The sequence below is a fragment of the Natronospira sp. genome (assembly GCF_007134575.1).
GTDB classification, from domain to species: domain Bacteria; phylum Pseudomonadota; class Gammaproteobacteria; order Natronospirales; family Natronospiraceae; genus Natronospira; species Natronospira elongata.
Genome location: NZ_SLKM01000289.1, coordinates 1 through 12,768 on the forward strand (window position 1 = coordinate 1; position 12,768 = coordinate 12,768).

General features: G+C 62.4%; 13 protein-coding genes. All 13 read right to left on the bottom strand.

Features of this window, described 5'->3' with window-relative positions:
* On the bottom strand, window positions 1-1,504 hold a 1,504-nt coding region (locus ACJWXQ_RS11655), incomplete at its 3' end, for an acetoacetate--CoA ligase (protein WP_406672864.1).
* Between the two features lie 36 nt (window positions 1,505-1,540).
* Window positions 1,541-2,479 (bottom strand): FAD-binding protein, encoded by a 939-nt coding sequence (locus ACJWXQ_RS11660; protein WP_346051917.1) that lies wholly within the window; start codon window positions 2,477-2,479, stop codon window positions 1,541-1,543.
* Window positions 2,476-3,225, bottom strand: coding sequence for an electron transfer flavoprotein subunit beta/FixA family protein (locus ACJWXQ_RS11665; RefSeq protein WP_346051919.1), 750 nt, complete (start codon window positions 3,223-3,225; stop codon window positions 2,476-2,478). The genes ACJWXQ_RS11660 and ACJWXQ_RS11665 overlap by 4 nt, the downstream gene beginning before the upstream one ends.
* 224 nt (window positions 3,226-3,449) lie before the next feature.
* Window positions 3,450-5,051 carry a 4Fe-4S dicluster domain-containing protein gene (locus tag ACJWXQ_RS11670; RefSeq protein WP_406672865.1) on the bottom strand — a complete coding sequence of 534 codons (1,602 nt, stop codon included), beginning with the start codon at window positions 5,049-5,051 and terminating at the stop codon, window positions 3,450-3,452.
* A 90-nt stretch (window positions 5,052-5,141) separates the two neighbouring features.
* Entirely contained in the window at window positions 5,142-5,900 is a 759-nt protein-coding gene (locus tag ACJWXQ_RS11675; protein WP_346051922.1) for a sulfite exporter TauE/SafE family protein, read from the bottom strand.
* On the bottom strand, window positions 5,890-6,132 hold the full coding sequence (gene ccoS / locus ACJWXQ_RS11680; protein ID WP_346051924.1) for a cbb3-type cytochrome oxidase assembly protein CcoS: 243 nt from the start codon (window positions 6,130-6,132) through the stop codon (window positions 5,890-5,892). The genes ACJWXQ_RS11675 and ccoS overlap by 11 nt, the downstream gene beginning before the upstream one ends.
* A gap of 117 nt (window positions 6,133-6,249) precedes the next feature.
* Complete coding sequence (locus tag ACJWXQ_RS11685; protein WP_346051925.1) at window positions 6,250-8,643, bottom strand: heavy metal translocating P-type ATPase; 2,394 nt, start codon at window positions 8,641-8,643, stop codon at window positions 6,250-6,252.
* A 60-nt stretch (window positions 8,644-8,703) separates the two neighbouring features.
* Entirely contained in the window at window positions 8,704-9,267 is a 564-nt protein-coding gene (locus tag ACJWXQ_RS11690) for a FixH family protein (RefSeq protein ID WP_406672866.1), read from the bottom strand.
* A 15-nt stretch (window positions 9,268-9,282) separates the two neighbouring features.
* Window positions 9,283-10,689, bottom strand: coding sequence for a cytochrome c oxidase accessory protein CcoG (gene ccoG, locus ACJWXQ_RS11695; protein WP_346051929.1), 1,407 nt, complete (start codon window positions 10,687-10,689; stop codon window positions 9,283-9,285).
* Window positions 10,690-10,694: 5 nt separating this feature from the next.
* Window positions 10,695-10,964 carry a hypothetical protein gene (locus tag ACJWXQ_RS11700; protein ID WP_346051931.1) on the bottom strand — a complete coding sequence of 90 codons (270 nt, stop codon included), beginning with the start codon at window positions 10,962-10,964 and terminating at the stop codon, window positions 10,695-10,697.
* A complete protein-coding gene (ccoP, locus tag ACJWXQ_RS11705; protein WP_346051933.1) occupies window positions 10,951-11,877 on the bottom strand; it encodes a cytochrome-c oxidase, cbb3-type subunit III in 927 nt (308 codons plus the stop codon). The genes ACJWXQ_RS11700 and ccoP overlap by 14 nt, the downstream gene beginning before the upstream one ends.
* Window positions 11,870-12,049, bottom strand: a complete 180-nt coding sequence (locus tag ACJWXQ_RS11710) for a cbb3-type cytochrome c oxidase subunit 3 (protein WP_346051935.1) — start codon at window positions 12,047-12,049, stop codon at window positions 11,870-11,872. The genes ccoP and ACJWXQ_RS11710 overlap by 8 nt, the downstream gene beginning before the upstream one ends.
* On the bottom strand, window positions 12,049-12,660 hold the full coding sequence (gene ccoO, locus ACJWXQ_RS11715) for a cytochrome-c oxidase, cbb3-type subunit II (RefSeq protein WP_346051937.1): 612 nt from the start codon (window positions 12,658-12,660) through the stop codon (window positions 12,049-12,051). Before ccoO ends, ACJWXQ_RS11710 begins: the two co-directional genes overlap by 1 nt.
* Window positions 12,661-12,768: the final 108 nt, after the last annotated feature.

Consider the following 12,768-nt stretch of genomic DNA (forward strand, 5'->3'; position numbering starts at 1 on the left):
ACCAGACATTGTCGAAGCGGTCGAAATAGGCATTGAAGTAGCGCTTGTTGCCTTCATCGTTCCAGAAGTAGACCGGCATGGAGGGGAAGGAGTGGGTGCAGACAAGCTCCCCTTTCTGATTGCTGACCGGCTTGCCGTCGTCATCGAAGACATTGACCGCCATGCCGAGACCTCGGCACTGGATCTCGCCCCGGTAGACGGGAAGCATGGGGTTGCCGAGAACGAAGCAGGAAACGATATCGGTGCCGCCGGAAATGGATGCCAGGCAGACATCGTTGTTGATCCGCTGATAGATATAGTCGTAGTTCTCCGGCAGCAGGGGCGAGCCGGTGGACAGAATGGCCTTCAGGCTGGACATGTCATGGTCACGGGCCGGCTCCGCGCCTGCCTTTTCAAGGGCGGAGAAATACTTGGCGGAGGCGCCAAAGACGGTAATGCCTTCCTCCTCGGTCAACCGCAACAGGCTCTCGGGGCCGGGATGGAAGGGGGAGCCATCATAAAGGATCACGGTGCTGCCCACTGCCAGGCCACTGACCAGCCAGTTCCACATCATCCAGCCACAGGTGGTGAAGTAGAAAAAGCGATCTTCCCGCTTGAGGTCCGTATGCAGCACCAATTCCTTCAGATGTTGAATCAGGGTGCCGCCCGCACCGTGGACAATGCACTTGGGCTTGCCCGTGGTGCCGGAGGAAAAGAGGATGTAGACGGGATGATTGAAGGGCAGTTGTTCGAACTCGATCTCGCCACCCTCGTCAGCGGCAAAGTCCTTTAACAGCCTGGCCTGTTTCAGGCCAGACAAATCCGGGGCGTCGGAGAGATTGGGTACCACCACGACGTGCTCAACGGAGGGCATGGCGTTCAGGGCTTCCTGCACCTTCGGCAGGGCATGGATCTCCTTGCCGTTGTACCAGTAACCGTCGGCGGTGATTAGCACCTTGGGCTCGATCTGGCCAAAGCGGTCCTGCAGGCCGCTGACGCCAAAGTCCTGGGAGCAGGAAGACCAGATGGCACCGATGCTGGTGGCGGCGAGCATGCCGATGATCGTCTCGGGCATATGCGGCATGTAACCCGCCACCCGGTCACCGACACCCACACCGGCCGCCTTGAGACCCTTGGCCAGTTTGGCAACTTCCTCGTGAAGTTCCCGATAGCTCAATGACCGCTGATGACCCTGCTCATCGCGAAAGATGATGGCGGTCTGGTCATCCCGGAAGCGGAGCAGGTTCTCGGCGAAATTCAGCCTTGCCCCGGGAAACCAGCGGGATTCCAGCATATGGCCGCCCGGCTCGAAGACCTTATCCCAGGGCTGGGAGGCCTTGATGCCGCAGAAGGCCCAGACCGCTGGCCAGAACTTCTCCGGGTTCTCCACCGACCACCGGTGCAGACCGGCATAGTTGGCCACCTCGCCCGCGTACTCATTGCGGACGTGGTCCATGAAGCGGGCCATGTTGGTTTCGGCCGCACGATCTTCACTCGGTTGCCAGACAGGTGTCGGTTCCGACATGTCGCCTTCCTTTATCGCCGTTGCAAATGCAGGGTTTTAGCCCAGTTTTTCTTCCAGTTCCGGAATGATCTCGAACAGATCCCCCACCAGGCCAATGTCGGCAATCTCGAAGATGGGGGCATCGGGATCCTTGTTCACCGCCACAATGGTGCCGGCGTCCTTGATGCCAGTGACGTGCTGGATGGCGCCGGAGATGCCGAAACACATGTAGAGCTCGGGAGCGACAATCTTGCCGGTCTGGCCCACCTGCATGTCATTGGGCACAAAGCCGGCATCCACCGCCGCACGAGAAGCCCCCACCCCGGCGCCGAGCTTGTCGGCGATGCGGTAGATGATCTCGAAGTTCTCCTTGTTGCCCACGCCACGGCCGCCGGAGACCACACGCTGGGCGGACTGCAGGTCCGGGCGGTCGCTCTTGTGCACTTCCAGTTCCACGAAGCGACTATGGCCGGGCAATTCCACATCCAGGCTCTTGTCCGTGATCTCGGCCTGGCCGCCGGCCGGGGCATCCTTGAATGAGGCGGTGCGGATGGTGCCGGTGACGACGGTATCGCTCGGCGCCTTGACCGTGACAATCACATTGTTGGCATAGATCGGACGCTTGAAGCTGTGAGCATCCAGCACTTCCATGATGTCACTGACCTGGGGCGAGCCAAGCAGGGCCGCGGCCCGGGGCATCACATCCTTGCCGAAGGTGGTGGAAGGCATGAAGACATGGCTGTAATCCGCTGCCAGTGCCTCGATCTGGGGCGCTAGGGTGGCGGCCAGGGGGTGCTCGTTTTCGGCCCGTTCCACCTTGAGCACCTTGTCGGCCCCTTCCAGGCTGGCGGCCTGCTCGGCAACCGGGCCGGCATCAGCGGCAAAGACGGCGATGTCCACCGGATGACCCACCGCGAGGGCGCCGGTAAGGGCCTTGGCGGTGGAAGGATTGAGTTGTTTCCCGTCGTGTTCAGCAATCAGCAATGTGCGGCTCATGACAGCACCCCCCGCTCTTTCAGTTCGGCGACCAGTTCGTCCACGGACTCCACCTTGTGTCCACCCTTGCGTTCCGGGGGTGGCTCATGGGTACCCACTTCCAGCTTGGCGGGAGCCTCAACGCCCAGTTCTTCCAGCTTGCGCTGATCCAGGGGCTTGCGCTTGGCCTTCATGATGTCCGGCATTTTTACAAAGCGGGGCTCATTCAGCCGCAGATCGGTGGTCACCACCGCCGGCAGTTCCACTGCAATGGTCTCAAGGCCGGCATCCACTTCCCGGGTTGCCTTGAGCCAGCCATCCTCAAACGTCAGTTTGGAAGTAAAGGTGGCCTGGGGACGGCCCCAGAGTGCGGCCAGCATCTGACCGGTCTGGTTGGCGTCGTCATCAATGGCCTGCTTGCCCATGAGTACCAGATCGGTGCCTTCTTCCTCACGGATCTTGAGCAGGATGCGCGCAGCATGCAGGGGCTGGGTGGCCTCCTCGGTTTCCACCAGGATGGCCCGGTCGGCGCCCATGGCCAGGGCCGTACGCAGTTGCTGCTGAGCACCACTGACACCAATGCTGACAGCGATGATCTCCTCGGCCTCGCCCCGCTCCTTGATGCGGATGGCCTCTTCCAGCGCGATCTCATCGAAGGGGTTGATGCTCATCTTCACCCCGTCAGTGACCACACCACTGCCATCACGAGTGACCTTGGCCTTGATGTTGTAGTCGATGGTTCGCTTGATCGGAACCAGGATTTTCATTGTCGTCTCCCAGGTTTGAGAAATTCTTCGAGCTTGGAGCTGCGAGCTACGAGCTACGAGCTACGAGCGCTTAATGCCGCTCTGCCTGGCTCGATAATCGGCTTGGCCGCCCGGGAGTCATTCCCCACGCAGCCAGTATCCCTTAGTGTCCTGCCCAACCAAATCGACCTTTAGTCCAATGCAGCCGGGCAAGTTTCCTTAGCTCGTAGCTCGCTGCCCGCCGCTCACAAATTCTGATAATTCGGCCCCGAGCCGCCCTCGGGGGTGACCCAGTCGATGATCTGATAGGGGTCCTTGATGTCGCAGGCCTTGCAGTGGACGCAGTTGGCGGCGTTGATCTGCAGGCGCTTTTGGCCGTCTTCCTCGACCATTTCATAGACATTGGCCGGGCAGAACTTGGTGCAGGGGTTGCCAAACTCCTCGGCACAGCGAGTCACGCAGATGTCCGGATCGCGGACCTTGAGGTGTACCGGCTGGCTTTCATCGTGGGCAGTGGCCGCATGAAACACCGAAGCCAGGCGGTCCCGGGGCGGCAGTTCACGTTGCACCCAGGGCCGTTCCAGCTTTTCCTGTTCGTCCAGCCGCTTGAGGGCGGCATGGTCGGCATGATTGGGCAGGGTGCGGGGCAGCTTGCCCAGGGTGGCGGTTTCCACCGCCGCGGTGAACAGGCCGCGCCACAGACCCTTGTTGAAGCCGGGGCGGATATTGCGGACCTTTTTCAATTCCCGGCCGGCGGCCGAGGCCCGGAAGCGCGCGTCAAAGCCGACGGTTTCACCCTTCTCATGCCAGTGTTCTGCCGCTTCCATGCCGGAGCGGATGGCCTGGTGAATCCCCTTGATCTTGGGGACGTTCAGGGTGCCGGCGGCGTCGCCGATGAGCAGGGCGCCGGGCATGTCCATGCTGGGCAGGGACTGCCAGCCACCTTCGACAATACTGCGGGCGCCGGCGGAGATGATCTCGCCGCCTTCGAGTAGCTTTTTCATCTCCGGGTGGTGCTTGAACTGCTGGAAGGCCTCGAAGGGGGAAAAGTGGGGGTCTTCATAATCGAGCCCGACCACGAAGCCGATGTAGACCTGATCGTTTTCCAGGTGATAGACGAAGGAGCCGCCATAGGTCTTGCGGTCCAGCGGCCAGCCCTGGCTGTGCTGGATCTTGCCGGGCTCGCCCCGGCCTTCCGGCAGTTGCCAGAGCTCTTTCATGCCCAGGCCATAGGTCTGGGGCGAGGCCTGCTTGTCGAGCTCGAATTTCCGGATCAGTGTCTTGGACACATTCCCCCGGCAGCCTTCGGCCAGCACGGTCAGACCGGTATGGATATCAACGCCGGGGGCATAATTGGGCCCAGGGCTGCCATCGGCCTCCAGGCCCATGTCGCCGCAGCGCACGCCCTTCACACGGCCGTCCTCGTCAAACAGGGCCTCGGCGGCCGGGAAACCGGGAAAGACGTCAATCTCAAGACTCTCGGCCTTCTCCGCCAGACGGCGGTTGAGCGCGCCCAGGGAGATAATGAAATTGCCGTGATTCTTCATCTGCGGCGGGGTCGGCAGGCGATAGCGCTTTTCCCGGGTCAGAAAAAGAAATTCGTCCTTGCCGGCGGGCACACAGACCTCGGGGGGATTGTCCCGCCATTCCGGCCACAGGGTGTCCAGGGGGCCGGGCTCCATGACCGCGCCGGAGAGACTGTGGGTGCCGATTTCAGCGCCTTTTTCCAGCAGGCAGATGCTGCTGTCCGGATTGAGCTGACGCAGTCGGATGGCAAAGGCCAGGCCCGAGGGGCCACCCCCGACAACGACTACGTCATATTCCATTACATCGCGCTCTTCGGCCATGCGACCCCCTTGCTGGATAGGATGCGGATGCCCCGGGCAGGCCCGGAGCCAGAGGCAAGGCGCCAATTTTAACGGAGACAGGGGTTTATTTCAGCCGCGGGGGCCAGTATCGGCGACCAGCACCGCCATGTGATCGTGGCCGTGGTCCGGATGATCGTGATCATGGTTGAGGTGACCAAGGGGCATGACCGCCGTCCAGAGGCCGAAAATGATCATCAGCGCGCCTGCTCCCCGGCGGAAGGCCGGGTGGCCGCGCAGGCGGCTGAATTGTCGACCGAGCAGGGTGGTGCCGGTCATGGCCGGCAGGGTGCCCAGGCCGAAGGCCAGCATGATGCCGGCACCGGTGGCCGGGTTTCCCGAGACGGCGGCGGCCAGGACCAGGGTGTAGACCAGGCCGCAGGGTAGCCAGCCCCAGAGGGCACCCAGGGCCAGGGCGTGAAAGGGCGTCCGGGGTGGCATGAAGCGCCTTGCCAGTGGCGCCAGCCGTTGCCAGACGCGGCCACCCAGGGCTTCGATTCGTCGCAGCCCGGCCCAGTTGAAGGCCAGTTGCACACCGATGGCAATCAGGATCAGCGCCGTTGCCAGACGCAGGGCGCCGCCCCAATGGGACAGGGAGAGGGCGGCGCCGCCCAGAGCCACAAGGCCCGCAGCCAGGGCACCGATCAGGGCATAGCTGCCGATCCGGCCAAGATTGTAGGCGAGGGCATTGATGCCGGGCCGCAGACCGCCCTGGCCGGCCCCGCCCGCCATGCCCAGGGCACCGGCAATACCGCCACACATGCCGAGACAGTGGGCGCTGCCGGCCAGACCGGCCACGAATGCCGCCAGCAGGGTGATTTCAGCGCCCATCCTCATCCTCCGAGGGCAGTTGCTGCTGATCCGGCCGGTCTGACGGGTCTTCCGTCTCCGACGGCTTGCCTTCCCGACGCCGGCGCTCTTCCCGGTCTTCGTCCATCAGAATGGAATAGGCCGGGCTGTCCAGGTCGTCATACTGCCCGCTGCGCACCGCCCAAAAAAAGAAAGCGATGGCCAGACCGATGAGGACGATGCCGATGGGGATGGAGACAAAAATGATGTTCACGGTTTCCTCAACATCCAGTTATTGAGCTTCGAGCTACGAGCTACGAGCTACGAGCTGAACCGTAAAAACCGGCACGGCGTGGTTCTGTCTTTTCAGCTCGCAGCTCGAAGCTCGCAGCTACTTCTTTGCCAGCCGCCTCGCATTCAGCACCACCACCACCGAGCTCAAGGTCATGCCCGCGGCGGCGACATAGGGCGCCACCAGTCCCAGTGCGGCCAGGGGCAGCATACTGGCATTGTAAGTGGCGGACATCCCCAGGTTCTGACGCACCACCCGCAGGGTGCGGCGGGCGGCGGCCACGCCCTCGGCGATGCTGCCCAGGCGATCGCCAACGGCGATCATGCCGGCGCTGGTCTGGGCCAGGGCGGTCCCCCGGTTGAGGGCGGCGGAGATGTTGGCGCCAGCCAATACCGGCGCATCATTGATGCCATCGCCCACCATCAGGACGACTGCCCCCTGAGCCTGCAGTTCACGGACATGGGCCAGCTTGTCTTCGGGACTCATCCGCGCCCGCCAGTGTTCCACGCCGGTTTCCCGTGCCACGCGCCCGACCGGTCCGGGGGCGTCACCACTGAGTATTTCCACGTTCAGGCCCATGGTCTGAAGCCTGGCCACGATCTCCGCGGCATCGTGCCGCAATGGGTCGTCCAGGCGGAACAGGGCCGCCGGCCCCGATTCACTTCCCATGGCCACCCAGGCCTCTTCCGTCTCGTCGGCACTAAGGCCGTGGCGGCCGGAGAGGGCGGCCACCCAGTCTGGACGGCCAATGCGGTAACGCTGTCCCTGGATGGTCCCTTCCACCCCCCGCCCGCGCACGCTTTCCACGTCCTGGGCCTCGAATTTCCCGGCATGGCCGTCGAAGGCACGGGCCAGGGGATGCTCGGACCGCTGTTCCAGTGCGGCGGCCAGGGCCAGGCAGTCATTGTTCGATCGGCCGTCCAGCGCTCGGGTCTCGACGATGCGCAGTTGACCGTGGGTCAGGGTGCCGGTCTTGTCCAGCATCACGTGGCTGCACCGGGAGAGGGTTTCCAGGGCATCTCCCTGGGTTACCAACAGGCCCTTGCCGGCCATGTGATTGGTGCCGGCCGCCAGCGCGGTGGGCGTGGCCAGGGACAGGGCGCAGGGGCAGGTGGCAATGAGCATGGCCAGGGTGACGGGGAATGCCATCGCCGGATTCACATGCCACCAGATGGCAAAGACCACCGCCGTGGCGAGCAGAACCAGGGTCACGAAGACCCGGGCGACCCGGTCGGCAAGGCGGGTCAGGCCGGGGCGTTCGGATTGGGCTCGGCGGAGCAGCCGGCCAATATGGGCGACCGTGGTGTCCTGGCCGGTCTCGCTGACGCGCATCATCACGGGCTGGGAGACATTGAGACTGCCACCCACCAGCCGTTCACCCACGCCCCGCCTGAGGGGGCGGGATTCGCCGGTGAGCATGGATTCATCCACTCGGGTTTCACCGTCCTCAACAGTGCCGTCGGCGGGAATGGCGTTGCCGGGGCGGACCAGGAGGCGGTCACCCACTGCAAGGTCCCGTACTGGTACCTGTTCCTCTTCGCCGTCGGCATTCAGTCGGGTGGCCACATCGGGAACCAGACGGGCCAGGGCGTCGGTGGTGGCATTGGCCCGGTGGCGAGCGGCCATTTCCACATAGCGCGCCACCAGGAGGAAGAAGGTAAACATGGCCACGGAGTCGAAATAGACTTCCGGGCCACCGAAGAAGGTCACCCAGGCGCTGGCAAAGTAGCCGGTACCGATGGCCAGGGAGACGGGGACATCCATGCCGGGGGCCAGATTGCGCAGATCCCGGATCGCGCCCATGAAGATGGGCAGTCCGGCGTAGAGAATCACCGGGGTCGCCACCAGCAGGCTGACCACCCGCAGGAACTGCTCATGGGTGGCTTCCATGCCGTGGAACTGGCCGGCATAGAGGGCCACGGCAAACATCATGGCCTGCATCATGCCCAGGCCGGCCACGATCAACCGGCGCAGGGCTGATCGTCTTTCTTTCATGGCCTGGGAATCAGCGGCCTCCGGCAATACCGGGTGGGGTTGATACCCCAGCCGGCTCATATGGGCCATGAGGCTGCTCAGGCGTATTCTGTCGGGTTGCCACCGCAGCAGGGCCCGGCCGGTTGCCGGATTGACGCGGATTTCCTCCACCCCCTCCACATCCTGCAGGCCGCGTTCAATCAACCAGCCACAGGCGGCGCAGTAGAGGCCGTCCACCAACAGGGCCGCCTCCCGACTGCCGTCTTCATGGCGATGACTGAAATCGGCCTGAACGGTTTCCTCGTCGAAGCGGGCAAAGGCCTGGCTGTCCAGGGGCTGTTCTTCGGGGCGACCGGTGGGTTCCGGGCGGTAGCGATAGAAGGCATCCAGGCCCGAGTCCAGAATCAGCGAGGCAACGGCCTGGCAGCCGTGACAGCAAACCGGCTGGGACTTGCCGTCAACCTCCACCTTGAGATCCAGCTCTGGCGGGACGGCCTCGCCACAGTGAAAGCAGTCCACGGCTGCCTTATCATGGCCGCGATCAGAGACGGGCGCTTTTGATACTGCGGTGTTCACCGATCAGTAGTCCCAGTCGTGCTCGTCTCTGGCGCCGTTTTCATCGGCCTTGGCGGCTGGATTGATGTCCAGCTGATCCTGATTGACGTCCAGGGCGGCGGCCAGGCGCCATTCGCCATCACTGGGTTCCAGGCGGACGTAATGTCGGCCGATCACCGGCTTGCCGATCTGACCCCGAAACAGTCCGCTGCCATCCGATTCCAGGACCAACTCCCGGTCGCGACGGGCATGGGTGGCGTGAGACAGGTAGAGGCGGAGGCTGTCCATGTCTTCCGTTTCGCCCTGGAGATGAACGCTGATGCTGCCGTCTTCCCGGTCCACCACGAAACTGGCATCCAGACCCAGTTCCTTTGCCCGGCGTTCCAGGGCGAAGTCCTTGTGAATGGCACGGCCGGCCTGATAATAGTTATCCACGACCTTGTCGTCGCCCTTGGTGACGGCCGTGTAAACCAGACTCAGGCCAATGACAATGGATGCCATGGGTGGTGCCAGCACAAACCAGAACCAGAATTGACGCCAGGCCGGTCCCTTGTCACCCGCCTGTACGGCCGAGATCTTTTCATTCATGCTCATACCCTCCGTTCACTCGGGCGAGGGGCCATGGAAGCGGGCCCGGCTGCGACTTTGGACCGATGGATCGTCCTCGGCCACCAAGGTAAATTCAATCGGATTGCCAGGACCACTGACCTGGTCCCGGGGAACCCGGACCCGTGCATTGATGTTGTCGGTGCCGCCGGGCCCCAGCTGGATGACCTCCGGTCGTGTCAACACTTCAACGTCGTCGAGGCCGCTGACCTCAAGACGGAAGCTTCGCGCCTCCATTGACTTGTTGAGGATGCGCAGGCTGTAGACATTCTCCACGGTGTGGAAATCCACCTCACGGTACATCACATTGCGATCGGCCAGCACTTCCATGTTGACCTCGCTGCGCAGGCTGATTCCGGTGATGGCCCCTGCAATCAAGATCAACAGGAGCAGGCCGTAAATGAGAACCCGGGGACGCAGTACCCGCGAGGGATTGCCTTCCAGGGCATTCTCGGTGGTATATCGAATCAGGCCCCTCGGGTATTCCATCTTGTCCATGACCTGATTGCAGGCATCAATGCAGGCGGCACAGGCAATGCACTCGTATTGCAGGCCCTGGCGAATATCAATGCCGGTGGGGCAGGCCTGAACGCAAAGGTTGCAATCAATGCAGTCGCCCATCCCCTTTTCTTTCGGGTCGATCCCACGCGGGCGACCGCCCCGCGGCTCACCTCTTTCCTCATCATAGGAAATGATCAGCGTGTTGCGGTCGAACATGGCGCTCTGAAAGCGGGCATAGGGGCACATGTAAATGCAGACCTGTTCCCGCAGAAAGCCGGCATTGCCCCAGGTGGCGAAACCGTAGAACAGGGACCAGAAAGTCTCCCAGGGGCCCAGGTCGAAGGCCGCCGCCCGAGTGGTCAGCTCGCTTATTGGAGTGAAGTAGCCGACGAAAGTCAGCCCGGTCCAAAGACCGAGCAATATCCACAGCAGATGCTTGCTGCCCCGACGAAGGATCTTTTCCCGGCTCCAGGGGGAGCGGTCCAGCTTGATCCGTTTCTGGCGCGGCCCTTCCGTCCACCGCTCGATCCACATGAAGAGTTCTGTCCACACCGTCTGGGGGCAGGCATATCCACACCAGAGGCGTCCGGCCAGTGCCGTGAAGAAGAACAGACTCAGGGCGGCAATGATGAGCAGCAGCGCCAGGAAGACGAAATCCTGAGGCCAGAAGGTGAGACCGAAGACATGGAACTGGCGGGCCGGAAGATCAAACAGCACCGCCTGGCGTTCACCCCACTGAAGCCAGGGCAGGCCATAGTAGATGCCCAGCAAAGCGATCACACTCAGAATCCGCAGATTCTGAAAGATTCCCTTCACCTCACGGGGGTGAATTTTTTCGCGGGCAGCATACATCTCATGGGATGAGTGGCCCTTGTCCTGATTCTGCTTATCCTTTTGAGCCATGCCGATTAACGCCCCCGGCTCCCTACAGAGCCAAGCAGCAGCACGGTGAGCAGGCTGGAGGCCAGGCCCACCAGCCAGAACATGAAAAAGCCAATGGTGTAGCCGGCCATGCGGCTGATTTCCACTCCGGGGAGTGTCTCAAGCCGCAAGGCCTCGGGATCAATGCTGGCAAAGAACACCCCACTGGCCATGCCCGCCACCAGGAAGGATGGCCAGAGGGTGCTGCCCAGCAATCTCAACAGCCGGGGATCCTTTTTGGGTTCATTCGTCGCCATCGGGCGCCTCTGCTCCATTGTCGCGCGTATCCATGGAGAGACTGAGTACATAGGCGGTGAGCAGATGAACGCGGTCGGCGCCAAGGATATTTTCCTGCCCGGGCATCTCCGCTTCACGGCCTTCACGGATGCTGCGTTCGATGGCCTCCCGGCTGCCGCCATAGACCCAGGTGTCATTGGTCAGATTGGGCGCGCCCATGGCCTGGTTGCCTTTGCCATCCTGGCCGTGACAGGCGGCGCACTGCTGGCTGAACAGGCCTCGACCCGCTTCCACCAATTCTTCGGGTGCATCCCGGTCGTTCAGGTGAAACACATAGGCGGTGACTGCCTCCACACCGTCTTCGCCCAGGGCATCACCCAGGGGCGGCATGATGCCTTGCCGTCCTTCCAGAATGCTGTGATGCACCTGCTCGGGGTCGCCACCCCACTTCCAGTCATCATCGGTGAGATCCGGGAAGCCGGGCCGGCCGCCGCCATCGGTGCCATGGCAGACCGCGCAGTTGTTGGCGAACAGTCTGCGTCCTGTCTGCATGGCTTCTTCGTGACGAGCCAGCTCCAGGAAATCCATTTCCGCATAGCGGGCAAACAACGGCGCGACTTCCGCCTCCATCTGTTCCACTTCCTCGTCATACTGACTGTACTGGGACCAGCCCAGCAGGCCGGGAAAGGCGCCCAGGCCGGGATACAGAACCAGATAGATCAGGCCCCAGACGATGGTCCCGTAGAACAGCCACAGCCACCAGCGGGGCATGGGCTGGTTCAGTTCGGTCAGACCGTCCCAGGAATGGCCGGTGGTCTCATCCGGTCTGGCTTCCCCGGGACGTTTTTTCTGGGTCCAACGGATCAGCCAGACACAGGCCAGGATGTTGGCCACCACGATAATGCTGATATACCAGCTCCAGGCGCTACTCATGGTCCCGTCCTCCTCCCATGCGGCGTTCAGCCGGCTTGTCATCTTCCAGTGGCAGGTTGGCTGCTTCCTCGAAATCCTTCTTGCGTCGCTTGCTGTAGGCCCAGGCCACGATGCCGATGAAGATCAGCAGCAGCAGGAGGGTCAGGAAGCTGAAGAATGTTTCCATGCTCATCACCGGTTCCTTTCCAGGGCCGTGCCCAGGCTCTGCAGATAGGCGATGATGGCGTCCATCTCGGTTTTACCCTCCAGAGCCTCGGTCTGCTCTTCGATCTGCAGATAGGTATACGGCACATTCAGGCGTTCCATCTGAGCCACCATGCGTCGGGCAACGGTATCGGGATTCAGCTCCCGTTCCGCCAGCCAGGGGTAGGACGGCATGTTGGATTCCGGCACCACATCACGAGGGTTCATGAGATGGACGTAATGCCAGTAATCCGAGTACAGGCCACCGACCCGCGCCAGATCGGGACCGGTCCGCTTGGAGCCCCAGAGGAAGGGGCGTTCATAGACGAATTCACCGGCCACCGAATAATGCCCGTAGCGTTCGGTTTCCGCACGGAAGGGACGAATCATCTGGGAGTGGCAGACATGGCAGCCCTCCCGGATGTAGATGTCCCGGCCGGCAAATTCCAGCGCCGGCAGGGGCTCTATGCCTTCCGCCGGCTCCGTGGTCTCGGTGATGAAGAACAGCGGCACGATCTGAACCAGACCGGCGACGCTGATGACCGCGGCGATCAGAATCGCCATCAGGGTCACGTTCTTTTCAACAACGGCGTGACTCATGGTTCAGGCCTCCTGTACCGGTTTGGCTTCCTGGCTGGCTTGGGTCAGGTCCTTCTTCTCCGGGCGCATGGTCATCCATACGTTCCAGGCCATGATCAACATGCCGAT